This window comes from Actinosynnema sp. NPDC050436 (assembly GCF_040655415.1).
Lineage (GTDB): Bacteria > Actinomycetota > Actinomycetes > Mycobacteriales > Pseudonocardiaceae > Actinosynnema.
This window is the reverse complement of the sequence record NZ_JBFAJV010000012.1, coordinates 22,171-46,017: the sequence shown is the minus strand read 5'-3', so window position 1 is coordinate 46,017 and position 23,847 is coordinate 22,171. Positions and strand designations below refer to the sequence as shown.

Below are 23,847 nucleotides of genomic sequence, written 5' to 3'. Positions count from 1 at the left end.
TCCGGTCGCGGGCCGGTGGCGGGCGTGCCTAGCCTGGCGCCATGGACTGGAACCGGCGGGTCGAGCGGGTCGGGGTGCTCACGGGTGCCGGGATCTCCACCGACTCCGGCATCCCCGACTACCGGGGGCCGGACGGGGTGTGGACCAGTGACCCCGAAGCGGTCGGCGCGTTCACCCTGGACCGGTTCACGTCCTCGGCCGACGCGCGCGCCCGGCTGTGGTCCTCCTACGCCGGCCACCCCGTGTGGCGTGCCGAACCGAACGCCGCCCACCGCGCGCTGGCCCGGCTGAGCCGGTCCGGAGTCGCAACCCGGGTGCTGACCCAGAACGTGGACGGGCTGCACCAGCGGGCCGGGGTGCCGGCCGGAAAGGTGCTCGAACTGCACGGCTCCCTGCGCGGCACCACGTGCACCGGCTGCGGTGCCGCCACGCCGACCGAGGAGGTGCTCGCCCGGGGCGAGGCCGACCCGGCGTGCCCGACGTGCGGCGGCGTGCTCAAGCCGGACGTGGTCCTGTTCGGGCAGCACCTCGACCCGCACGTGCTCGGGCAGGCGCAGGTCATCGCCGGCGCGTCCGAGGTGTTCCTCGCCGTGGGCACGTCGCTGACGGTGGACCCGGCCGCGTCGCTGTGCGCGATCGCGGTCCGGGCCGGTGCCGACCTGGTGGTGGTCAACCGCGACCCGACGCCCTACGACGACCTCGCCGCCGAGGTGGTGCGGGAACCGATCGGCACCGCGCTGGACCGGATCTGCGACGCCCTCGCCGGTCACCAGGCCGCCGCGCCGGCGAAGGACGTCGCGGCCGGGCGGTAGCCCAGGCCCTCCCGCGCCGCCGTGAGGTCCAGGGTGCGCTCGTAGCCGAGGTGGCTGATCGCGTACCGGGTCAGCCGGGGCGGGTCCGCCGCCCCGGCCAGCCGCCACGCCCACTCGGCGACTCCCGCCGCGTGCCACGCGGCCCGCAGCGGGAGGTGGCGCAGCCGCACGTCCAGGCCGCGTTCCCGCAGCAGCTCGCGCAGGGCGTCCCGCAGGACGACGGGCCGGGCGTCGGCCACGTTGTACACGCCCGGTTCCCCGGTGCACGCCGCCAGCGCCGCCGCGACCAGGTTGTCGATCGACGTGAGCGACTGCGAGACCCGCCCGTCCCCGACGATCACCAGGCTGCGGCCCCGGATCGCGCCGAGCACCCGGGGCAGCAGCGTCGGGTCGCCCGGCCCGTACACCGCGTGCGGTCGCAGCACCACGGTGTCCGGGCGGCCGGCCAGGACGCGTTCGGCGTCGGCCTTGGCCGCCGCGTACGCGGTCAGGTACCGGGTCACGGGCGCTGCGGACTCCGGGGCGTGCACGGTCGGCACGAACGGGTCGTACACGCTGGCCGAGGAGATGTGCACCAGCCGCGCGCCGGGGAACGTCCGGGCGACGTGCCGCGTGCCGTCCACGGACACCCGGCGGACCCGCTCGTCGTCGCCCCAGTCGGTGACGGCCGCCGCCGCGTGCACCACCGCGTCGACCTCCGGCGGGTCGGCCAGCGGGCCGAGCGCGATGTCCCAGTCCCGCGACCCGTAGCCGTGCACCTCCCAGCCCAGCGCCCGCGCCGCTCGCGCGACCGCCCCGCCGACGAACCCGGTCGCACCGGTCACCGCCAGCCGCCGCACCACCGGCCGGGTTCCGTCCGCCGGGGTGGTGGAGGGCGTCATCGGGTGAACCGGGCGCGCAGCGCGGCGCGGTCCACCTTGCGCAGGCGCCCGGAGACCGGCAGCTCGTCCACCACGGTGACCTCGTCGGGCAGCGCGCTCGCGTCGATCAGGCCCGGCAGCGCGGCCCGCACCCGGTCGGCCAGGCCGGGCCCGGTACCGGGCAGCGCGGTCAGGACGAGCACGATCCGCTCGTCGCCGATCTCGTCGGGCACCCCGACCAGCACCGCCGACGCCACGCCCGGCAGCCCGGCGACCGCCGGTTCGTGCAGGCCCGGGTAGACGTTGGTGCTGCCCCGGATGATCATGTCCTTCTTGCGGCCGGTGAGCACCAGCCGGCCGTCCTCCAGCCGCACCAGGTCACCGGTCGCGTGCTCGGTCATCGGCGGCTCGCCGAGGTAGCCCCGGCACATGTTCGCGCCCGAGACCAGCAGCTCGCCGTCCTCCGCGACCCGCGCCGACACGCCGGGCAGCGGCCGGCCCAGCAGGTCGCCGCCGTGCCGCACCTTCTCGTCGCCGGTCGCGATCGCCACCGGCAGGATCTCGGTCATCCCGTACACCGCCAGGAACTCCACGCCCGGCAGCGCCCGCTGCGCCCGCCGCACCAGCGGCGGCAGCACCGGGGCCGACCCCAGCAGCACCTGCCGCAGCGAGCCCGGCAGCGCCACCCCGCTGTCCAGGATCACCGCCAGGTCCGCCGGCACCAGGAACGTGTGCGTCGCGCCGTCCAGGCCGGCCGCGAGCGCCGCCGGGTCGGCCGAGGGCGCGAAACCGCAGGGCGGCATCGTCCAGTGCGCGCCGGCCACCAGGGCGGGCAGGCCCAGCATCATCTGGTCGGTGTGCACGCGCGCGTCCGGGCCCAGCGCGCACCGCGTGGCCAGCACCCGCAGGGCCGCGCCGAGCGAACCCCGGGTGTGCACGACGGCCTTGGGCGCGGCGGTCGTGCCGGAGGTGAACACCACGACCGCGTCCTGGTCGGGAGCGGGTTCGGGCAGCGGCGCGTCCGGCACCGGCCGGGACAGCGCCCGGGTCGACACGGCCCGCCACGGCACGCCGGGCAGCCACGGGCCGGACCTGATGTGCCGCACCGGCAGCGCCGCGTAGTCCGGCAGCAGCACGCCGCGCCGGCGGGCGAGCGCGCGCAGCGGTCCGGGCGCGCTCGCGGCGTAGAGCAGCGACTCGGCGGCGGCCCACCCCGGCCCGGCCAGGTCGAGCCGGCGCGCGAACAGCTCCGGGCCCACGCCGGGGTCGACGAACACCACCGTGCCGCCGGCCGCCACCGCGCCCAGCGCCAGCACGATCGCGTCCGGGCCCGGTCGCACCGAGAACAGCATCCGGGTGCCGGGCGCGAACCCCCGCTCGCGCAGGCGGTGCGCGGTGGCCAGCACCTTGCCGGACAGCTCGCGGTAGGTCAGCGTCCGGCCGCCCGCCCCGGTCAGCGCCGGGGCCGGGCCGTGGTCGCGGGCGGCGTGCAGGACGTCGACCAGCAGGTCGTCAGCCACGGCGCAGCACCAGCCTCTCGTAACCGGGGATCAGCACCCGCCGCGCGGCGCGGCGGTCGACCACGACGAGCGGGGCGCTGTCGAGCACGGCGTCCAGCACGGCGCGGATCTCGGCCTCGGCCAAGGGCATCCCCAGGCAGAAGTGGGGGCCCGCGCCGAACCAGAGCTGCCGCACGGCGGGGGAGTGCGGGCGGTCCGGGTCGAACGGGCCGAAGTCCTTGGCCGCCGAGATCGTGGCGATGACCACGCGCTCACCGGCCCGCACCCGGACGCCGCCCACCGCCGTGTCGACGGCGACGCTGCGCAGCATCACCGGAGACGGGACGGTGAACCGCAGGGACTCGGCGATCGCGGCACCCACCCCGGCCCGGTCCTCGGCGAGCCGGTCGAGCCGGCCGGTGTCGTGCAGCAGCGCCACCATCCGGGGCACGTGGGACACCAGCGTCTCGGTGCCGGTGAGCACGAACGCGGCCACCGCGCCCAGCGCCTCCGGCTCGGTCAGCCCCAGCTCGCGCATCCGCCCCGGCACGGTCGCCGGGTCGCCCGCCGCGTACGCCGCCGACGCGGGCCGGGTCAGCCGCTCCAGCGCGGCCCGGCTGTGCCGCACCTGCCCGGGCGTCAACCCGGTGCGGCCCAGGCGGACCATCGCGGTGATCGCCGCGCCGGCCGCGTGCGCCCGGACCGCCTCGGCCGGGTCGAGGCCGACCAGCCCGCAGATCACCGCGCCCACCAGGTCGCGCACCACCGCGACCAGGTCCACCGCCCGCCCGGCCGCCAGGTCGTCGCGCAGCGCCCGCATGGGCTCCTGCGCCACCCGGTCGCACAGCGCGGCCACGCTGCGCGGCGTGAACAGGCCGGACAGCTTGCGCCGCAACGCGGCGTGCGCCTCGCCCTCCATGTTGAGCAGCACGGTCGGGCCGACGACGGGCGTCCACAGGTCCGCCGGCGAGCCCGGCCCGGTCTTGGTGAACCGGACCGGGTCGGTGAGCACCTCCCGGGCCGGTCCCGCGCCGCTGACCACCACGCCGACGCGCGGCACGCGCACCACCGGCCCGAGCCGGGCGATGCCGCGCACCAGCGGGTACGCCAGGGGGTGGGCGGCCAGGTGCACCCTGCGCTCCCAGTTCACCGGATGTCCACCACCGGCGGCCGGTAGCGGTGGTCGGCGTACCAGGCCAGCGTCCGGCGCAGCCCCCACGCCTGCGCGCGCCGCGACGAGCCGCGCACGACCACGTCGCGCCGCGCCCCGTACCGGTCGGTGTGCAGGCGCACGGCGTTGACCAGCGCGCGGTCCTCGTGCAGGTCCTCGATCCTGGACCGGGGGAACCCGCCGGCCAGCGCGTACAGCTCGGCGGTGATGGCCATGTTGCAGCCGGCGGTCATCACGTACGGCCCGTGGTAGCGCGGGTCGCGGTTGCCGGACCGGAACCGGCCGAACGCCGACGCCACCGCCACGGCGGCCACCAGCAGCCACCGGGTCCGGGCCGGCAGGCCCTCGTCCAGGCGCGGCAGCAGCCGCCCGGACACCAGGCGCAGGCCCGAGCCGAAGGCGGCCTTGACCCGCGCGGTCCAGTCCGGTGCGGGCAGGCAGTCGGCGTCGGTGCGCGCCAACCACACCGCGCCGCGCGCGATCGCGTGCCGCATCCCGGTGTCGGCCGCCGCCCCGGTGCCCTTCTCCGGCTCGTGCACCAGCTCCACCCGCACCTCCGGGTGGGCCGCCGCCCACGCGCGGACGACGTCGACCGTGGCGTCGGTCGAGGCGTTGTCCACCACGACGAGCGTGAAATCGGGGTCCTCCTGCGCGGCCAGCGCGTCCAAGGTCGCGCCGATGCCGCGCTCCTCGTCGTACGCGGGCACGACCACCCACAGCGCGGTCACAGCCGGATCACCACCAGGCCGAGGCTGACGCCGCCGGCCAGGCCGACCAGCGCCACCAGGTCGCCCGGCCCGCACCGGCCCAGCTCCCGCGCGGTCACCAGTTGCAGCGGCAGGCTCGCCGAGGCGACGTTGCCGTGCTGCGGGAGCGTGACGACCAGGCGGTCGGCCGGCACGCCGACCTGCCGGGCGAAGACGTCCAGGTAGGGCAGCGAGACCTGGTGCACCGCGATCACCGCGAAGTCGTCCCAGGTCAGCCCGAGCCGGTCCAGCGTGCGGTCCAGGACGCCCCGGCCCAGCCCGAGGAACGCGTCCTTGAGCCGCGCGCCGTCCAGGTCGAAGTACGTCCGGTCGGGGTCGCGGGGGTGCGCCGACCCGCCGCCGGGCAGCGTGCCGACGTCCCACTGCGTGGAGTCGGCGGTGAACCCGCAGCCCAGCACGCCGTCCGCGCCCCGGGTCAGCAGCAGCGCCGCGCCCGCGTCGGACAGCGTGTAGCCGGGGAAGGCGCGCAGGAACTCGCGCAGCCCGCCGACCTGCCACCGCACCGCCCGCGACGGCGCTTCGCCGCAGGCGACCAGCACGGTGCGGTAGCGCCCGGCGGTGATCAGCGCGTCGGCGACCTCGATCGCGTTGAGCACGCTGTTGCAGGCGTTCTTCACGTCCATCACCGGGCAGCGCAGGCCGAGCTTCGCCGCCACGATGTGCGCGGTCGCCGGTTCCACCATGTCCTGGCTGGCCGAGGCGAACAGCAGCAGGTCGACCCCGTCGGCCGCCGTGCCGGTCTCCGCGAGCAGCTTGCGCGCCGCCGCCACCGCCAGGTCGGACGCCTGCTCGTGGTCGGACATCACGTGCCGCCACTCGACCCCCGTCAACCGGTGGATCACCCCGGCGGGCGGGGTGAACGGCGCCAGCCGGCGCTCCACCTCGGCCGTGTCGACCCGCCGCTCCGGCAGGTGAACCGCCACTCCGGCAAGCTGTGTCCCCACTCGGGCCACCTCCCTCGCCGACAGGCTAGATGCGGCGGGAGCGGCGTGCCCTCAGTAGAACTACTCTGATCATGACCGGTGCTCCACTGAGGAGCGTCCGCCAAGTCGATCGTCGTGACCGGACGGTCGCCCTGCGTCAGCGAGAGCACGTGCGGTGAGCCGACGACCACGCGGAGCAGCCGGTGCGGGGCTACCGCCGGCACCACACGTCGTCGTCCGGCCCGGTCAGCCGCGCCACGTCCAGCGCGTGCAGCGGCCGGCTCCGCCTGCCCAGCCGGCTCACCACCGCGCGCTGCCGGTCCGCGAGCGCGGAGACGATCCGCGACGGGCGTGCCGAGGGGTCGCCGCCGGTGCGGTACCAGTTGCCCAGCAGCTCCAGCGCGAAGTCGACCGCCAGGGACGCCCCGACACCCAGCCCCACGTCGCCCGCCGCGCGGAACCGTCCGGAGTGGAACGCCACGTTGCGCACCGCGTACAGGGTGTCGAGGAACAGCGCGGTCCGGCGGCGCGACCCCTCCAGCCACTCCGCGCACCCCCGGGGGTCGGCGAGCCGGGCCGACCACTCGCGCACCTGGTGCGCGGCCAGCGGGGAGATGTGCCGGAGGAGTCCGTCCAGGGCCGCGCGGGCGGCGTCCAGGTCCGCCTCGTCCTCGGGGCGTCCGGGCAGCAGCACGTCCACCCAGGTGTTGAGGTCGCGGAGCCGGGCGAACGCGTCGCACCGCGCGTGCCGCCCCACCACCCGCAGCCCGTCGCCGACCTGCTCGTCCACGAGCTGTTCCCGCCGGCGGGCGTCGGCCAGTTCCTGCCCGGCCCGGTCGGCGCGCGCCACCAGTCCGGGGTGGTCGGGGTGGTCCGGCGGGCACTGCCGCAGGGCGCGGCGCAGCCCGCTGTGCCGGCGGCGGGCGTCGGCGGCCCGCATCCGCGCGTCCGCGAGCACCTCGGCCGCCGCTTGGTGCAGTTGCTGGTGGGCTTCCGCGACCTGCTGGCGCAACGCCTGCAAGGACAGCGCCGACGCGAGGTCCGCGCGGTTCTCCAGACCGCACGCCTCCAACGTCACCCACGCCAGCGCGGTCGCCGGCATCGCCGCCTCGGTGGTGCGGGCGACGTGCGCCATGCGCAGCCCGCCGCGCAGCGCGCTCGGCCACCCCGCCACCAGCGGCTCCGCCCGGTCCACGGCCCGCTCACGCGGTCGCACGACCACCGGCCCGCCGGAGTCGACAGGGGACACGAACGCCTCCGCGCCCAGCGCGAGCGTGACCAGCCGGTGCCCCGCCGCGTACTGGTCCAGCAGTTCCGACAGCGCCCGCCGCGCCGCACGGGCCGCGCTCGGCGCGTCCACCGCCCGCACCTGGCAGGCCACCAGGCACGCCGGCCCCGGCGTCGTCACCTGCCGGGCGAACGCCCGCAACCGCCCGCCCGTCCCGCCGAACCCCAGACCGCCGACGTCCTCGGGCGACGCCACCGCCGCGAGCGGGTCCAACGCCGACAAGCGCGCCAGCGTCGCCGCCCCGCGCACCGCCACCGCCACCCGGTACCGCGTCGGCACGGGCAGCAGGACACGGGTCACCGAACGGGCGTCGAGGCACCCGGCGTCGGCCGCACCCGCCAGGTCCGCCGCCAGGGCGTGCACGTCGCGGTCGGTGGCGGAGACCAGGCACGCCACCTCGTCGGCGGCCAGGTCGAGCGCCGCCGGGTCGTCGTCGGGGGCGTCCCACCCGGCGGCGAACCGCTCCTCGACCAGCCGCCGCAGCCCCGGCCCCAGCCCGTCGAGGTCGGCCGCCGCCGCGAGCGCGAGGTCCTTCCACCGCGCCGGGGTGTGCGCGGGCTGGTCGTCCAGCGCGGTGACGAGCCCGGACACCACGCGGTGCGCCTCCGACAGGACCGGCTCGGCACCCCACTGCGCGACCGCCCGCCCGACCGCTTCGCCCGCGCCCGCGCACAACGACCGCAACAGCGACGCGCGGGGCTGCCCGGTGTCCGCGAAGTTGGCCAGCACCCCCTGCAACCGGGGCAGCTCCGCCACCGCGCCGGACACCGGGGCCACGTGCCGGCTGAACAGCGTGCTGCTGCTGACCGCCCGCAGGATTCGTTGCAGCGCACAGGTCTGCGACCGGGACGCGCCGGCCCGCCGCAACGCGCCCAGCAACCGGTGGTCGAATCCGCTGAAAGCCACCCGCCCAGCAGACCACACCGGCCGGGGCCGTCCGCGCGGGCCGGCGGCCGGTCCGCGCGGACGGTGCGACAGCGGGACCCCGGCCGGGCGCGACGCCCGACCGGGGTCCCGGTGGTCTAGTTGGTGAAGACCACGTCGACCCAGAAGTTCGGGCCGTAGTTGCCGTTCGTGGCGATCGTCGGGAAGCCCGCTCCGTTGCCGTACACGGACCCGACCGCGCCCAGTTGCGGCGTGCTCACCGGGAACAGCCAACGGCTCGACAGCGACGGGTCGTGCGAGTAGTGGCCGTTGGGCGCGTAGTACGACACCACGTACGACGTGCCCGCCGTGACCGACACCGGGGTGGCGAAGGTCAACGTCTGCCAGCCGCTCGCCGACTCGCCGGTGAACGTGCCGGTGGCGAGCTGCGTCCCGGTCGTCGTCCACAGCGAACCGGTGTGCGTGCCGGTGTTGCCGACGCCCTTGTAGAACCGCACGCCGGTCACCTGGCCGTCGACCGCCGGGGTGAACCGCATCCCCAGCTCGTACGGGTTGCCGTCCGCCGTCTCGGAGACCTGCGGCGTCTCCGCGCCGCTGAACACCGAGCACGGGCAGGCCGCGTCACCCGTGGTGAACGACCAGCTCAGCTCCGCCGCCGTGTTCGCGCTCGGGTCCCACGCCTCCACCGCGACCCGGTAGTTGTTGTTGCGGGACAACGGTGCGACCGGCGTCCACACCAGCGTCTTGTCGCCGTTGGACAGCGCCAGGTTGCCGCGTAGCGGGACACCCCACCGGGTCTCGACGCGGAACTTGGTGCCCGTCAGGCTGACCGGCTCGTCGAACGTCGCGGTGACCGAGGTGTCGACACCGACACCGGTGGCCTCGTTCGACGGCGCGTAGCCGGTGTTCACCGGGGCGGTCTGGTCGGTGTACGGCGTGAAGTTCACGTCGACCCAGAAGTTCCCGCTGTAGAAGTCGGTCGGGAACGCGCCGGAGGTCGTCGAGTACCGGCCGTTCGCGTACGCGCCGGACGCCGTGTACAGCGGACCCGACACCACCGGGCTGCGCCGGTCGAAGTAGCCGGGGTCGTAGGAGTACACGCCGTCGGGCGTGGTGTACGAGGCGACGTAGATCGTGTTCGCCTTGATCACCAGCGGCGGGTCGAGGGTGAGCGTCTGCCAGCCGGTCGCGGTCTCGTTGGTGAACGTCCCGGTCGCCAACCTGGTCCCGGAGTCGTTCCAGATCGAGCCGGTGTGCGTGCCGGTGTTGCCCGCGCCCTTGTAGAACTTGATGGCGCTCACCACGCCGTTGTACGGCGAACCGAACCGCACGCCCAGCTCGCGGGCGTTGCGGACGCTACCGGACTGCACCTCGGGGACGATCGCCGTGCTGAACAGCGACGCCGGACCCGAACCCTCGGCCTGCGTGGTGAACGACCACGTCACCGGGGCGGCGATCACGTTGCCGTTGACGTCGGCCACGGTCACCGAGACGTTGTAGTGCGTGCCGGGGGTGAACGCGCCGTTCGCCGTCCACGTCACCGACTTCAGGTCGCCGGACCACACCGCCGTGCCCGCCAGGGACGCGCCGCCGTCGTCGGTGACCCGGATCTGCGCCGCCGCCGTGTCGATCGCCTCGCTGAAGCCCGCCGTCACCGACGCGCCCAGCGCCACGCCCGTGGCGTTCGGCGCGGGGGAGCGGGTGTCGAGGGTCGGGCGCACGTGGTCGCCGTTGGTGCCGTTGCGGTACACCACGTCGACCCAGTAGTTCGACGCGAGGTGCCCGGCGTTCGGGAACCCGCCGCCGTACTTGTAGAGGCCGTTGGGCGCCGACAGGCTGTCGACCGCAGCCTGGATCTGGCCGTACCCGATGGGCGTGGGGGAGCTGAAGAAGCCCTGGTCGGCCGCGTAGTGGCCGTTGGGCGCGTAGTACGACACCACGTAGTCGGTGTTGGCCTGCACGACGACCGGGGTGGCGAAGGTCAACGTCTGCCAGCCGACCGTGCTCTCCCCGGTGAACGTGCCGGTGGCGAGCTGCGTCCCGGTCGCCGACCACAACGTGCCGGTGTGCGTGCCGGTGTTGCCGACGCCCTTGTAGAACCGCACGCCGAGCACCTCGCCGCGACCGGTGAAGCGCACCCTGGTACCCAGTTCGACGGCACCGGAGTCGTTGGCGCTGGACTGGGTGGGCGTGGCGAAGTCGTCCCAGATCGTGCACGGGCAGTCCGCCGGGCGCTGCGCACCCGTGGTGAACGCCCAGGTGTAGGTCGTGGTCTGGTTGCCCGCCACGTCCTTTACCCGCACCGACGCGGTGTAGCTCGTGCCGGCCGCGAGCGCCGCGTCCGGGGTGAGCTTCGCGGTGGTGCCGTTGCCGACCACCGACGTCTGGGCGGCGACCGCGCCGCCGGGGCCGGTGAGGGTGAACTCGACGGCCGTGGGGTCGAGCACCTCGTCGTAGGCGGCGGTGATGGTCGGGCTCAGCCCGACCGAACCGGCACCCGCCAGGGGCGAGGTGGAGAGCTGGTCGGGGGCGTGGGTGTCGGGACCGGCCTCGGTCGCCCACACCACGTCGACCCAGTAGTTGGCGTCGTTGGCGCTGAGGTCCGGGTAGCCCGAGCCGCCCCGGAACACGCCGTTGAGGCCGTCCGTGCCGGACTGGAGCGCGGTCAGCGGCTCCAGGTGGCGCGACGACGAGCCGAAGTAGCCCGAGTTGAGCGCGAAGTGCCCGGTCGGGGACAGGTAGGACGCGACGTAGGTGGTGTTCGCCGACACCGCCACGGGCGAGGAGAAGATCAGCGTCTGCCAGCCGGTCGCGGTCTCGTTGGTGAACGTGCCCGTCGCCAGCCGCTGCCCGGCCGTGCTCCACAGCGAGCCGGTGTGCGTGCCGGTGTTGCCCGCGCCCTTGTAGAACTTGACGCCGCGCACGTAGCCGGCCGTGCCCGCACGCCACTTCACGCCCAGTTCGAGCGCCGAGGAGTCGGCGACGTCGGGGTTGGCGGGGACGTCGGAGGCGTTCCAGATGCTGCACGGGCAGGCGCGCGGCGCGACGGTCGGCCCGGCGGTGGTGATGCTGGTCTGGGTGTGGGTGGCGTCGACCGTGCGCGCGGACAGCTGCGCGGTGCCGGACGCCTTCGGGGTGTAGGTGGCGGTCCACGTGGTCTGGCCGACCGTCCACGTGGCGTTCTGCCAGTGGGCGCCGTTGTCCGACGACACCTCGACCCCGGCGATCCCGGCGTCGTCGGATACCGTGCCGCCGAAGGAGTACGGCGTGCCCACCGTGGCTCCGGCCGGCGTGTCGGTGATGGCGATCGACGGTGCGGCGTGCGCCGCGGGCGTGATGGTCACGACCGGCACGACAGCGGCGAACACCGCCGCCGCCAGCAGCCGCGCCCAGCCGGGTCTGTGTCGGTTTCCGGGCAATGACATGTGTTTCTCCCCTCGGGGGCCTGACGGCCCAGGTTCCACGTCGGGTGTCGGCCCGGCCGGAGCGCCCGTTACCGGGTGACCGGGTGCACCTTCGGTATTCGGGTGAATGGTGGAACGGCCACCCCGACAACGTCCCCCGAAGCGGTGATCAAGACTGCGTGCGAATGCGCGTGACCCGCTCAACCGGCCGGTCCCTCCGTTCGGTTCGGCGGCTGTCTGTGCAGGTGGAGTCAATACGGAGCACGGGTGATCTTGGCGCGGAAAAAGTGCGCGCAAGCGGGCATGTGCCGGATTCCGGTGCTCTGTTCGCGTCTGTGCGAATGGCTCCGCCGGAACCCTCGAATGGTCTGCGAAGTCGACATCACCGGCCGAAACGGTCGGTTCGCCGGCGGTTCACCGCAGATTCCGGTGAACGATTCGTCCGAATGGCTTTCCCGGTCGCGCGGTGCAGACCCGATCTTTGCGGTGGCCGCAGCGCTCGCGCCGGCGGCCCGCCGTCAGAACGCGTAGCGGACGCGCAGGTACGGCGCGTGGCGGGCGATCAGGTCGAGCAGCTCGTCCAGCAGGCCGCGCTTGAGGCCCCGCCGGTAGCGGACGTTCACGCCGCCGCCCTCGCTGCGCTTGGTCTCCTGGAGGTCGGGCCGCCACAGGACGTCCTCGGCGCGCGGGTGCCAGCGCAGGTTCACCTCGTGCAGCGCCTGGTTGTGGGTGAGCATGATGACCTCGCCCGCCAGTTGTGCGCGGGTCTGCGGCGAGGCCGCGTCGCCCAGCGCCTCCAGCAGCTCGCGCCAGTCCTCCAGCCAGCCGTCGTGCACGACGACCGGGCTGAGGTTGACGTGCACCTCGTAGCCGGCGGCGCGGAAGTCGTCCAGGGCGGCGAGGCGCTCGGCGACCGGGCTGGTGCGGATGTCCAGCAGCTTGGCGGTGCGCTCGGGCATCAGCGAGAACCGGACCCGGGTGCGGCCCTGCGGGTCCCAGTCGAGCAGGTCCCGGTTGACGTGCTTGGTGGCGAAGGACGCCTTGGCGGTGGGCAGCTCGCGGAACAGCCGCACCAGGTCGCGCACGTTGTCGCTGACCAGGGCGTCCACCGAGCAGTCCGAGTTCTCGCCGATGTCGTAGACCCACGCGCGGTCGTCGACCTGGCCGGGCTCGGTCATCGGCCCCTGCCGCTTGACGTGCCGGGCCAGGTAGCCGGTGATCTGCTCGATGTTGGCGAACACCGTGACCGGGTTGGAGTAGCCCTTGCGCCGGGGCACGTAGCAGTACGCGCAGGCCATCGCGCACCCGTTGGCCGTGGACGGGGCGATGAAGTGCGCCGAGCGGCCGTTGGGCCGGGCGGCGAGCGACTTCTTCGTGCCGAGGACCAGCGCCTCCTGCTTGATCCGCACCCACCGCCGGGCGTTGGCCTCGTCGCCGTGCAGCTCGGGGATGCGCCAGTGGCTCTCGACCTCGACCCGGTCCGCGTCGGGGAACCGGTCGAGCACCTCCCGCCCGCGCGGCAGCTCGGCGGCGGCGGGCTCGAAGTAGATGCGGGTGGGCGAGATCAGCGGCTGGGCACTCACCCCTCCAGTGTCCGAACGGCACCGACAGAACCGGGCCCCGGGCGGCTCCCTGTGGCTCGATTCACCCGTTCGTGGAGGTGCCGGGCCTGTCCGCAGGGGGTCGGGGTGAAGCCCGTCGCGCACGACCTCGGCCAGCGCGGGGAACCGGCCGGTGGCGAAGACGCGCTCCAGGTAGGGGCCGGAGGCGGCCTGCCGAGCAACCTCGGCGAGGGAGCGCAGCACCTCCCGCCACCCGGTGCCGGTCGGCCGGATCCCGGCGTGGACCGCGTCGGCCATCAGGTCGAGCAGCTCCTCCTTGGTGCCGAGGTAGCCGTACAGCCGCATCGGCCCCACGTCCAGCGCGGCGGGGACCTTGCGCAGCGGCACCGCCGCCCGCCCGGCGCACACCGGCCGGAGCGCCGTCGAACTCGGCCTCCCCGACGTCGACCGCACCCACTCGGACCTGGCGGCGGTGGTCGGGCGCGGCGATTACTGGGTCCTCGGCACCGGGCAGTACCTGTCGGCGCAGCGCCACGGCGACGGCCGGGTGGGCGTCCGCCTCGGCTTCCACGGCACCACCGAGGACTGGTTCACCACCGCCGGGATCCCGTTCGCCGACCCGGCCGCCGCCAAAGCGCGGCTGACCGACCTGTTCGCCGGTTGGCACCCGGGGTGCGCCGCGCTGGTCGCCGCGTGCGACGACGCGGTCGTGCCGCGCTCGATCACGGCCCTCCCGGTCGGTCTGACCTGGCCCCCGAAACCCGGCGTCACGCTGCCCGGCACTGCCGCCCGGCTGTCCGCGCGGGTTCAGGGGGTGCCGGCGGCACCGCCCGCCGGGTGCTCGCGTTCTTCAAGCGGTCCTGAACCGTCACGCCTGGTCGAGGCGGGGGTAGAGGACCTCTTCGGCGAGCAGCAGCAGCGCCGCCGCGACCGGGATGGCGACCAGTGCGCCGACCACGCCGAGCAGTGCGCCGCCCAGCAGCACCGCGACCACAGTGACCAGCGCGGGGACCTTCACCGCGATCCCGATGATCCTCGGCACCAGCACGTAGTCCTCGACCACCTGGTAGACGACGAAGAACGCCACCGTGGCGATGCCCACCGGCAGCGAGACGGTGAACGCGACCAGGCTCACCAGCAGGCCGGCGATCACCGACCCGATCACCGGCACCAGGTCCAGCACCGCGACGGTGATGGCCAGCAGGGCGGCGTAGGGGATGCCGGTCGCCAGCAGCCAGACCAGCGCGAGCACGCCGGCGATCACCGAGACGGCGAGGTTGCCCAGCACGTAGCCGCCGACCTTGGCGAAGATGTCGTCGCCGATCAGGATGGCCCGGGGCCGCCGGGAGTGCGGGACCAGCCGGTACATCGCGGAGCGGATCCTCGGCAGGTCGGCCACGAAGTAGATGGTCAGCACGATCAGCACCAGGCCGTCGGTCACCACGTCGAGCACCGCCTTGCCGGCGACCAGCACGCCGTCGGTGAGCCCGCCGCCCGGCCCGAACGACGCCTCCACCGACTCCCGCAGGTGGAACCGCTCGTCGAGCCGGCCGAGGAACGTGCTGTGGTCCTGCGCCTGGCGCGCGTAGTCCGGCAGGGCGGCGAGCAGCGCGGCGGCCTGCTCGACCACGACGGGGATGGCGGCGGCCAGGAACCCGCCGAGCGCGGTGAGCGCGACCGCGAACACGGCGGTGACCGCGAGCCAGCGCGGGAAGCGGCGGTTGACCAGCCAGGACACCACCGGTTCGAGGCCGATGGCGAGGAACAGGGCCAGCCCGACCACGATCAGCACCTCGCGGGCGCCGGCCAGCAGCCCGATCACGCCGTAGGTGACGGCGATGCCGGCCGCGCCGGTCATGCCGATGAAGAAGGGGGACCGGCGGTTGAGCCGCTTGCCCAGCCGGCCGAGCGGGCGCTCGGGCGAGCTGATCTCGGCGGCCTTCGCCTCCGCCTCGGCGACGGTGCCCTCGCCCTCGTCCTCGCGGTGCGGCTGGCCCACGAGCGGGTGGTGGCCCTCGGCGGCGGGATCGGGGGTGGACGTCATCGCGGCACCGTTTCGCGGTTTCCGGGGAGGGGGAGGGGGTGCCCGCGACCCGGGACCGGTGTCGGTCCCGGGTCGCGGGGTCGCTCGTCCGGTGCTGGGCCGCTCAGCGGGCGCGGCCGTCACCCGGCGCGGGGTTCGCCGGCGGCCGGGGCACCGCAGTGGCCCCGGGCTGCCCTGCGGCGGACGTGCCCTGCCCGGTGTGCGTCGGCCCGGTGTGCGTCTCCCCGGCCTGGGTCTCTCCGGCCTGGGGTGCGCGGGGGACCTCGCCGCGCCACGCGCCGGTCTCGCCGCCCCGGTTCTCGATGAACTCCTTGAACCGCTCCAGGTCGCCCTTGATCCGCCCGTCCACGATCCCGAGCGCGGTGCCCGCCTTCTCGGTCAGCGTCTCGGGGTCGTAGTCCATCTGGAGGTGCACCCGGGTGGTCTCGGCGTCGACCCGGTGGAAGGTCACCACGCCGGACTGGTTGGGCCCGTCGACCGAGCGCCAGGCGATCCGCTCGTCCGGGAGCTGCTCGGTGATCTCCGCGTCGAACTCGCGCACCACCCCGCCGATCTTGGTCCGCCAGTGGGTGCGCGTGGCGTCGAGCTGGTCGATCTTCTCCACGCCCTCCATGAACCCCGGGAAGGACTCGAACTGGGTCCACTGGTTGTAGGCGGTCGTGACCGGGACCCGGACGTCGACGGACTTCTCGATCGTCGTCACGAAGGACTCCTCTCCTCGCACGGCAGTCGGGCACGGGCCCCCGGTGCCCGATCGCCCGACCCGGGTGCCCGCTGCACCTCTCATACCCACTGCGCGGCGGGACGAACGCGGCAAGCCCGCACCACCTGGCCGAGGGCCCGATTTCACGCGATCGGCTCCCTCGGCACCAGGTCGACGGCGACGGTGTTCCCGCTGCCGGCGACCAGCCCGTTCACCACGTCCGTGAGCGGGCCGCAGCCGGACAGGGGCGGCAGGGTGAACGTGCCGGTCAGCGCGCCGCCGGCCGCCGGGTCGAACCCCGGGCCGGACGCGAGGGGGATCTCGGCGGGCGCGGTCCGGCAGGACGCGGGCAGCGGCACCTCGCGGCCGGGCAGCACGACGTGGGTGACCGCCACCGCCACCCGGGCCGTCGAGGTGAGCACGCCGTCCGCGAACGTGCCGGCCAGGTCGCCCTCCGGCCGGAACTCCAGGCGGGCCGACAGCGGCGGCCGGTGGCTCAGCACCACGTCGGCCGGCCGAAGGTCCAGCACCGACGTGTGGGTGCGCGACCCGAGGGTCGTGTCGAGCGTGCCGGCCAGCGGCACCGGCCTGCCCTGCACCGTCGCCGTCCCGGTCAGCGAGTAGTGGTAGGTCGTGGCGCGCGGCTGGGTGCGGATCTTCACTGGGTAGGTTGCCCGCGCGTACAGGCCGATCTTGTCGACCGCGCGGACCCGCACGTAGTACTCGGTGTCCGGTTCGAGGCCGGTAACTGTGGTGGAGTGCTCGGTCGCCGGGACGAGTGCCGCGCGCCGCTCGTCCGCCAGCACCTCGAAGCCGACGACGGTCCAGAACGAGCCGCCGGTGTGGCCCCACTCCAGGGTCGCACTGTCCGAGGTCACCCCGGTGACCCGCATCGGCTCGGGTGCCCGGAGCACCTCCGCGATGCCGTTGATCCCGCGCACCACGTGCCACGGGACCGCTGGGGCGTCGCCGCGCGGGCAGGCGGTGGTGACGGTGGGCAGCGCGGTGCCGTCCGCGCGCCGGGGCACCAGGGTCAGGGCGTCGATGCCGTCCACGTCCACCGTCACCGCGGCGAAGGTCCGCAGGTCGGCGAACGAGGAGGTGTAGCCGATCACCGGGACCTGCACGTCCTGGCCGGGCACGACGTCGGTGGGGCGCAGGTCGACGGTGACGGTCGACCACGGGCCGACCGCCGGGCTGCCCGACAGCAGGACCCGGATGCGCGCGGTGCCCTCGACCCGCGTCGCGCCGAGCGCGGCCAGGCCCGCGCCGGGCAGGGTGACGCTGCCGGTGAGCGCCCTGGTGTCCGGTCCGGGCTGGGCGAACACCGTGGTCTCCAGGTTCGCGGAGATCGACGCGGTGACCGGCCGGTCCAGCACCGGGTCGAGGCACTGCCGGGTGATCGCGAACCCGGTCGGTTCGGCCGTCGCGGCTCCGGGCGCGAGCACGCCGGCGGTGACCACGCCGGCCAGCACGAGCAGCGCGGAGCCGAGCGAGCCGGCTCTGGGTGGTCCACTCCTGGTCATGAGCGTTCCTTTTCGGCAGGGGAGCGGTCGTCGCCCGATGGTGCTCCCGCCGGTCGCCCCGGTCGACCGCCGTTCCCGCACCTTCGGTGGACTTTCGCCGGAGAATCGCTGGTCGCGGCACTTCGACGGTTACGGTCGGCGAAAACGGGTATACGTCGGCCCGTGGACGATGACACACCACCGGGAGCGATCATGGGCGACAGCGTCGACGAGCCGGGCGCCGACTCGAAGACGGCCGCGTCGGGCACCGCGAGCGCGGCCCGCGCGTGGACGCGGGTCGACGTGGTCGGCGACGGCAAGGCGGTCCGGGTGGCGGTGGGCGGCGAGGTCGACCAGGCCAGCGCCCGGGTGCTGGTCGACGGGTTGGACGAGGGCGTGCAGCGCGCGGCGGAGGCGGGGGTCCGCCTGGTGGTCGTGGACCTCGACGCGACCGGGTTCCTGGCCTCGGTCGGCCTGTCCGCCCTGATCCACGCCTTCCAGCGCCTCCAGGAGGCAGGCCGGGAACTGGTCGTGCTGCTGTCGGCCAACCACCGGCTGGTCCGCCTGCTGTGGACGACCGCGCTGCACCAGGTGGTCCCGGTGGTGTCGTCGCTGGACGACGCGCTGGCCCGGCTCTCGGAGGCGCCCGCCGCGCAACCGGCCGAGGAGCCGCAGCCGAAGTGACCCCCTGACCCGCCCGTCGCCCCTCGCCGCCGAAGACCTCACCCCGGCCTCTCGACAGCAGTGCCAGGCTGACCGGTGTCGGCGTGCAGCGGGAGGGGTGGGTCGTGGCGGTCGGTCGGGTCGTGGTGGTCGGTGCGGGTGTGTACGGGGCGGCGGTGGTGGCGGAGCTGGTGCGGCGCGGCGCGCAGGTCACCGTCGTGGACGCGGGTGCGCCCGCCGGCGGCACGTCGGCCGCCTCCTTCGCGTGGACCAACTCGTGCGGCAAGCAACCCCGCGCCTACCACGACCTCAACGTCGCCGGCATGGAGGCGCACCGGAGGTTCGCGGCCGAGGGCGACTGGCACCACGGGGGCGGCAACCTGGAGTGGGCGGACGACGCCGCCCGGCAGGAGGCGCTGACCGGGAAGGTCGCCGCCGTCCAGGAGCGCGGGTACGAGGTGCGCTGGCTCGACCGGGCCGGGGCGCTCGCCCTGGAACCGGACCTCGACCCGGCGGCCCTGCCCGCCGACGGGATCGCGCACTTCCCGCGCGAGGGCTGGCTCGACCCGGTCGCGCTGGTCGGCCACCTGCTGGCCCGGGCCACCGCCGGCGGGGCGGAGCTGGTCCGCCACGACGCCGTCACCGGCCTGGACGTGCACCACGGGTCGGTCCGCGCGGTGCGGCTCGCGTCGGGCCGGCGGATCGCCGTGGACGCAGTGGTCGACTGCGCGGGCCCGGCGGCCGGCCGCGTCGCCGAACTGGCCGGGCTCACCCTGCCCCTGCGCAACACGCTCGGCGCGCTCGTCCGCACCTCGCCGGTGGGTGCCGCCGTGGGGCGGGTCGTGCACGCGCCGGGCGTCCACCTCCGCCCGGACGGCGGCGGGCGGCTGGTGCTGCGCACCCGGGACGTCGACGGCGCGACGCACGTGGCGGACGACGGCCGGATGTGGGTGGACGACGCGGCGGTCGACGCCGTGATGGAGGCCGGGCGCGCGCTGTACCCGGCGCTGCGGGCGGCGTCGGTGCAGGAGGTGCGGGTGGGGGAGCGGCCGATCCCCGGCGACAAGCTGCCGGTGCTGGGCCGGGTGGTCGAGCTGCCGAACTTCCACTTCGCCGTCTCGCACAGCGCCACCACGCTGTGCCTGCACGTGGGCGACCTGGTCGCCGCCGAGGTGCTGGGCGAGGACCGGGGCGACGCGCTGGCCCCGTTCCGGTTCGAGCGGTTCGCCGCGTCCCCGCCGGGTGGTGCGTGAGCCGAACCGCCGCCGGCGACTCAGAGCAGTCTCGGCGTCTCGTCCACGCCCAGGGTGAACACGTCCGGCCGCGCGTAGTGGCCCACCGGGTCGAAGTCGAACCGGGCGCGGGCCAGGTCGCCGAGGTCCAGGTCGGCGGTGAGCACGCCCTCGCCACCGCGCAGCGGGCCGGCCAGGACCTCGCCCAGCGGGGAGACGATCACGCTGCCGCCCGAGATGAGCACGGTGGCCGGGTCGTCCCCCTGCACCGGGTGCACGTCGGCCGGCACGTCCGCCCGCGTGAGGTGCTGGTTGGCGCTGAGCACGAAGCACCTGCCCTCGCGCGCCACGTGCCGCATGGTCACGCCCCACTCCTCGCGGTCGTCCACCGTGGGCGCGCACCACAGGTCGACGCCCTTCGCGTACATCGCGGTGCGCAGCAACGGCATGTAGTTCTCCCAGCAGATCGCCGCACCCAGCCGCGCCCGGCCGGTGTCGAACACCGGCAGCGTCGAACCGTCGCCCTGCCCCCAGATCACCCGCTCGGCGGCCGTGGGCACGAGCTTGCGGTGCAGGCCGAGGTAGCCGTCCGGGCCGAAGAACAGCGCGGTGCAGTAGAGCGTGCCGCGCCGGCGCTCGATCGCGCCGACCACGACGTGGCACCCCAGCTCGCGGGTGAGCGCGGCGAGCCGCCGGGTCTCGGGACCCGGCACGGTGATCGCCGAGTCGTGGTAGCGGCGGAACAGGTCGCGGCCCTCGGGCGTGCGGCTGCCGACCACCACGCCGAAGTCCAGCCCCTTGGGGTAGCCGCCGAGGAACGCCTCGGGTAGCACGACCACCTCGGCCCCCTCGGCCGCCGCCCGCCGGGTGGACTCCTCGGCCTTCGCCAGGTTGTCGGCGGTGTCGAAGAGCCGGGCCCCGGCCTGGACGACGGCCGCGCGCAGGGTGCTGGTCATGCCCGCGACGCTACGCGGCACCACCCCGGGGCGACAGGCTCACGCCCCGGGGCCGAAGTCGACCTCGCCGGTCTTCACGGCGGCGGCGGTCCGGCCGGGCGCGGACTGGAACGACCAGTACAGGTTGGTGTGCGCGATGACCTGGTCCGGCGGCGGCGCACCCCACGCCGTCAGGTCCTCGGTGGTGTGCGCGTCGGTGACCAGGGTGGTGTCGTAGCCGCGCACGAAAGCACCGTGCACAGTGGACCGGACGCACGCGTCGGTCTGTGCGCCGACCACGACCAGCCGGCCCACGGCCAGGTCCGCGAGCACGTCCTCCAGCGCAGTGGCCTCGAACGAGTCGCCGTACTCCTTGGCCACCACCGGTTCGGCGGCGTCGGGCACCAGCTCCGGCACGATCCGCCACTGGTCGCTGCCCACCGGCAGCTCCTCGGAGGAGTGCTGCACCCACACGACCGGAACGTCCTCCTGCCGCGCCTTGGCGACCAGGCTCCCGATGTTGCCCACCACCGCATCGCGCTCGTGCGCGACCGCCATGACGCCGTTCTGCACGTCGATGACGATCAGCGCGGTGTTGGGCCGCTCGTCCAAGGTGGTCATCGTCCGCCCTTTCCCCCACAACGTCGGTGTCCCGACGACCTTAGTCGTGGGGGAGCCGGCACGACGGACTTCGGCGAGAAGCGGGCGACCGCTCCCGCGCCTCGCGTGGTTGGTGCCAGTCCCGGCAGGACGGTCGTGCTCAGGGTCGGCAGGACGCCTGGTACAGCTCCGGGTCGAGGACGGTGCGCTGGGGCGTCTCCCGGTGTTCCCGCATCCGTTCCAGCACGTGCACGACGCACTCGGCGAGGCGGTGGGCGTCCTGCACGACGGTTGCCGTCAACGGGCTCGTGCGGCTGTCGATCAGGTCGCGGGCTTCGAGGGTGCCGTCCACGCCCACGACGATGGTGTCGGGGGAGCAGGCGGTGCGCAGCGCGTCGACGGCGCCGAGCGCCATCTCGTCGTTGGTGCAGAACACCGCGTCCAGCGCGGTCCCGTCGCGGAGGTGGACGCGCACGGCTTCGTAGGCGCGCGAGCGGCGGAACGCGCAGTCGTCGACGACCGTGATCACCACGCCGGGCACTTCCTCGCGCAGGATGCGCGCGCAGCGGTTCTGCCGGTCCGGGTGCTCGCGGCTGGCCACGATGAGCACACGCGGCCGGGTCCGGTGCGCGAGGTGCGCGACCAGCCGGCGGGCCGCCAGCGCGCCGATGTCGCCGTCGAGGTAGCCGACGAAGGCCGCGTTCGGCGGGTAGGCGTGTGCCGGTCCGAACGGGTCGACGTCGGCGAAGACCACCGGCAGCCCCAGGTCGTGGCAGAACTCGGTCAGGTCCGGCCGGAGCCGGTCGACCTCGGTGGCCGTGACGATCCCGCCGACGTAGTCGTGACCGGACGCCAGGACCCGGCGCAGCAGGTGCGCCTGGGCGGCGGCGTCGTAGTCCCGGTCGGGCAGCTTCAGCACCAGGTCGACGCCCGCGCGGTCGAGCGTGCGGTGCACCCGCTGCACCAGCTCGGCCAGCCAGTACTTCTGCTCGAACGCGGAGGTCACCAGGAACGCCTGCCGCGCCCGTCCGCCGTCGCCCCACCGCTGCGCCGCCGCGAGCCGCGTCGGCCGGCCCGGCGGGTGGACGTGCTGGTGCACGGACACCAGGACGTCCCGCCCGGCCTGCACGACCGTGCCGGACCCGGCCGCGTGCTGCCCGCCGGGCACCGGCGGCCCCCCGTCCGGGGGATCGGCTGAGGACACCCGGTGATCGTGCCGCACGCGTGGTCGCGGACGCGTGCTCCCGGCCCGGATTCCCCGACTTGGCGCAGCGGGCCCTGCCTGGGCGTCGCGTCGGGACGCCCAGGCAGAGCCGGCCCCGGCCGTGGCCGCCGGGCACGGGCACGCCGTCACCCTCCACCGGCAGGTCCGCGCCCGCCTGGGGTCACCGGGTCGTCGGGGGTCACCGGTCGCCGGGGGGTCACCGGTCGCCGGGGGTCACAGGGCGTCGGGGGTCACAGGGCGTCGGCCACGGCCACGCCGATCGCGGTGAGCCCGCCCTCCGACAGCGGCAGCGTCTCCCGGCCCGCGCCGGTCCGGACGAACGCCCGGTTGTCGGCCTGCGGGCGGAAGTCGTCGGTGCCGAAGTTCCGCAGCGAGATCGAGTACACCTCGCCCGACGGCGCGTAGACCCGCAGCTCCTGCTGCAACGACTGGAACGGCTCGGCCGCCCGGACCGGGTAGAGCTGGAGCACCGACCCGTTCGGCCGGACCATCCGGCGCGGCGGAGGGCAGTTGCCCTCCGCCCACAGCTCGGCGTCCGCCGCCTGCTCCGGCGGCACGGTCGCCCGCCCGCGCTCCAGCGTCACGCTGCCGGTGCCGAGGGCGTCGGTGACGTCCACCCACCGGGTGTGCGTGTCCCGGGAGTCCGGGCGCTTGGCCGGGTTGGCCGGGAACAGGTGCGCGTGCACCGGGCCCACCTGACCCGGCGCGGCGGCCTCGGCGACCGCCGTCGACCACGTGCCCTGCACGCGCGCGTCCGGCTCGGTGAGCAGCCACTGCACCTCGCGCTCGGGTCGGACGAGGTCGCACTGCGGCACCGGCCGGACCTGCCGGTCGGGTGGCGGCGGCGCGCTGAACGCCGGGCTGAACGTGCCGTACGGCCGGCGCGCGGCGTGGGCCAGGGTCGTCCACGGCGGGGGCGGGGCGGTCGTGACCGCGTCCGGCCCGGAGCCCGGACCGGTCGGCGGCGCGGCCAGGCCGCTCAGCGCGACCGTGCCGACCCCCACCACCCCGACCAGCGCCAGCACGCCGGCCACCGCACCCGCGCGGCGGACCAGCACGGTGCGCCGGCCGCGCCGCAGCACGTCGGCCAGGTCGGTGCGCGGTGCGGGTGCGGGGCCGTCGGCCTCCGCCCGCAGTGCCGCGCGCAGCCGCTCCTCGTCCTCCCACATCACGCACCCCCTGGGGCGGTGGCCCCGTGATAGGCGTCGCGCAGCGTCGCCAGCCCGCGCGCCGCCTGGCTCTTCACCGTGCCCGGCGAGCAGTCCATCGCCTCCGCGACCTGCTCGACAGACAGGTCGTGCACGTACCGCAGCACCAGCACGGCCCGCTGCCGCGCGGGCACCTGCTGCAACGCCGCCAGCAGCGGCGGGCGGTCCTCGGCGGACGCGGTGTCGGGCGGCACGGCCGACTCCGGCGGTGCCGCCACCACCCGCTCCCGACCCCGGCCCCGCCGCCGGGCGTCCAGGAAGACCCTGGTCAGCACGGTCCGCAGGTAGGCGTCGGCACCTTCGGCCCGGATCCTCGGCCAGTGCGCGTACACCCGCACGAAGGCGTTCTGCGCGATCTCCTCGGCCTCGACCCAGTCGCCGCACAGGGCGTTGGCCGTGCGGCGGGCCTGGTCGAACCGGTTCGCGTAGAACCGGGCGAACTCGTCGTCCCTTCGCATTCCCCTCGTCCCCTCAGTCCACTCCGACCTCCTACGCCGATCCGGCCCGCGCGGTTGCACCGGTGACCGGGTGAATGCCGGCGTTGTGCGTCACGTGACCTAC

19 protein-coding genes and 2 pseudogenes are annotated in these 23,847 nt (G+C 75.0%); 4 read left to right on the top strand and 17 right to left on the bottom strand.

The genetic code is table 11. The features are described from left to right. Positions 1–41: 41 nt before the first annotated feature. Positions 42–812 carry a Sir2 family NAD-dependent protein deacetylase gene (locus tag AB0I60_RS26475; RefSeq protein ID WP_360733983.1) on the top strand — a complete coding sequence of 257 codons (771 nt, stop codon included), beginning with the start codon at positions 42–44 and terminating at the stop codon, positions 810–812. Here AB0I60_RS26475 and AB0I60_RS26470 read toward each other — a convergent pair. The 7 genes from AB0I60_RS26470 to AB0I60_RS26440 all read right to left on the bottom strand — a co-directional run bounded on the left by AB0I60_RS26470 (position 767) and on the right by AB0I60_RS26440 (position 11,630). Then, positions 767–1,693, bottom strand: coding sequence for an NAD-dependent epimerase/dehydratase family protein (locus AB0I60_RS26470; protein WP_360733980.1), 927 nt, complete (start codon positions 1,691–1,693; stop codon positions 767–769). The genes AB0I60_RS26475 and AB0I60_RS26470 overlap by 46 nt on opposite strands. After that, positions 1,690–3,192: a class I adenylate-forming enzyme family protein gene (locus tag AB0I60_RS26465; protein WP_360733977.1), complete on the bottom strand. Its 1,503-nt coding sequence runs from the start codon at positions 3,190–3,192 to the stop codon at positions 1,690–1,692. Before AB0I60_RS26465 ends, AB0I60_RS26470 begins: the two co-directional genes overlap by 4 nt. Then, on the bottom strand, positions 3,185–4,321 hold the full coding sequence (locus AB0I60_RS26460; RefSeq protein ID WP_360733974.1) for a cytochrome P450: 1,137 nt from the start codon (positions 4,319–4,321) through the stop codon (positions 3,185–3,187). Before AB0I60_RS26460 ends, AB0I60_RS26465 begins: the two co-directional genes overlap by 8 nt. Further along, the gene (locus tag AB0I60_RS26455) at positions 4,318–5,070 is read right to left on the bottom strand and encodes a glycosyltransferase (protein ID WP_360733972.1); all 753 of its coding nucleotides are present in this window, start codon (positions 5,068–5,070) and stop codon (positions 4,318–4,320) included. The genes AB0I60_RS26460 and AB0I60_RS26455 overlap by 4 nt, the downstream gene beginning before the upstream one ends. Next, the gene (locus tag AB0I60_RS26450) at positions 5,067–6,032 is read right to left on the bottom strand and encodes a ketoacyl-ACP synthase III (RefSeq protein WP_360733969.1); all 966 of its coding nucleotides are present in this window, start codon (positions 6,030–6,032) and stop codon (positions 5,067–5,069) included. Before AB0I60_RS26450 ends, AB0I60_RS26455 begins: the two co-directional genes overlap by 4 nt. Before the next feature lie 211 nt (positions 6,033–6,243). Then, positions 6,244–8,226, bottom strand: a complete 1,983-nt coding sequence (locus AB0I60_RS26445) for a hypothetical protein (protein ID WP_360733966.1) — start codon at positions 8,224–8,226, stop codon at positions 6,244–6,246. A gap of 116 nt (positions 8,227–8,342) precedes the next feature. Next, positions 8,343–11,630 (bottom strand): DUF4082 domain-containing protein, encoded by a 3,288-nt coding sequence (locus tag AB0I60_RS26440; RefSeq protein ID WP_360733964.1) that lies wholly within the window; start codon positions 11,628–11,630, stop codon positions 8,343–8,345. A 246-nt stretch (positions 11,631–11,876) separates the two neighbouring features. Between AB0I60_RS26440 and AB0I60_RS26435 the strand changes: the two genes are divergently transcribed. Continuing rightward, complete coding sequence (locus tag AB0I60_RS26435; protein ID WP_360733961.1) at positions 11,877–12,140, top strand: hypothetical protein; 264 nt, start codon at positions 11,877–11,879, stop codon at positions 12,138–12,140. Here the strand turns inward: AB0I60_RS26435 and AB0I60_RS26430 are convergent. From AB0I60_RS26430 to AB0I60_RS26410, 5 genes and pseudogenes are all read right to left on the bottom strand, one after another. Further along, positions 12,128–13,192 carry a spore photoproduct lyase family protein gene (locus AB0I60_RS26430; RefSeq protein WP_360734528.1) on the bottom strand — a complete coding sequence of 355 codons (1,065 nt, stop codon included), beginning with the start codon at positions 13,190–13,192 and terminating at the stop codon, positions 12,128–12,130. The genes AB0I60_RS26435 and AB0I60_RS26430 overlap by 13 nt on opposite strands. A gap of 99 nt (positions 13,193–13,291) precedes the next feature. After that, a pseudogene (locus tag AB0I60_RS26425) lies at positions 13,292–13,579 on the bottom strand (hypothetical protein); the annotation flags it as partial. A 460-nt stretch (positions 13,580–14,039) separates the two neighbouring features. After that, complete coding sequence (locus AB0I60_RS26420) at positions 14,040–15,215, bottom strand: AI-2E family transporter (RefSeq protein ID WP_360733958.1); 1,176 nt, start codon at positions 15,213–15,215, stop codon at positions 14,040–14,042. Positions 15,216–15,468: 253 nt separating this feature from the next. Continuing rightward, a pseudogene (locus tag AB0I60_RS26415) lies at positions 15,469–15,918 on the bottom strand (SRPBCC family protein); the annotation flags it as partial. Positions 15,919–16,061: 143 nt separating this feature from the next. Further along, positions 16,062–17,444 carry a fibronectin type III domain-containing protein gene (locus AB0I60_RS26410; protein ID WP_360733956.1) on the bottom strand — a complete coding sequence of 461 codons (1,383 nt, stop codon included), beginning with the start codon at positions 17,442–17,444 and terminating at the stop codon, positions 16,062–16,064. Positions 17,445–17,636: 192 nt separating this feature from the next. Between AB0I60_RS26410 and AB0I60_RS26405 the strand changes: the two genes are divergently transcribed. Next, positions 17,637–18,107, top strand: a complete 471-nt coding sequence (locus tag AB0I60_RS26405) for an STAS domain-containing protein (protein ID WP_360733954.1) — start codon at positions 17,637–17,639, stop codon at positions 18,105–18,107. A gap of 104 nt (positions 18,108–18,211) precedes the next feature. Then, positions 18,212–19,339: an FAD-dependent oxidoreductase gene (locus AB0I60_RS26400; RefSeq protein WP_360733951.1), complete on the top strand. Its 1,128-nt coding sequence runs from the start codon at positions 18,212–18,214 to the stop codon at positions 19,337–19,339. Positions 19,340–19,359: 20 nt separating this feature from the next. On the opposite strand, the gene AB0I60_RS26395 is transcribed toward AB0I60_RS26400, so the two are convergent. The 5 genes from AB0I60_RS26395 to AB0I60_RS26375 form a co-directional block, all read right to left on the bottom strand. Continuing rightward, the gene (locus tag AB0I60_RS26395) at positions 19,360–20,274 is read right to left on the bottom strand and encodes a nitrilase-related carbon-nitrogen hydrolase (RefSeq protein WP_360733948.1); all 915 of its coding nucleotides are present in this window, start codon (positions 20,272–20,274) and stop codon (positions 19,360–19,362) included. 39 nt (positions 20,275–20,313) lie between these two features. Continuing rightward, positions 20,314–20,874, bottom strand: coding sequence for an isochorismatase family protein (locus tag AB0I60_RS26390; protein ID WP_360733945.1), 561 nt, complete (start codon positions 20,872–20,874; stop codon positions 20,314–20,316). A 139-nt stretch (positions 20,875–21,013) separates the two neighbouring features. After that, a complete protein-coding gene (locus AB0I60_RS26385) occupies positions 21,014–22,057 on the bottom strand; it encodes a substrate-binding domain-containing protein (RefSeq protein ID WP_360733943.1) in 1,044 nt (347 codons plus the stop codon). A gap of 251 nt (positions 22,058–22,308) precedes the next feature. Then, complete coding sequence (locus tag AB0I60_RS26380) at positions 22,309–23,247, bottom strand: hypothetical protein (protein ID WP_360733941.1); 939 nt, start codon at positions 23,245–23,247, stop codon at positions 22,309–22,311. Then, on the bottom strand, positions 23,247–23,744 hold the full coding sequence (locus AB0I60_RS26375; protein WP_360733939.1) for a SigE family RNA polymerase sigma factor: 498 nt from the start codon (positions 23,742–23,744) through the stop codon (positions 23,247–23,249). Before AB0I60_RS26375 ends, AB0I60_RS26380 begins: the two co-directional genes overlap by 1 nt. Between the last annotated feature and the right edge of the window lie 103 nt (positions 23,745–23,847).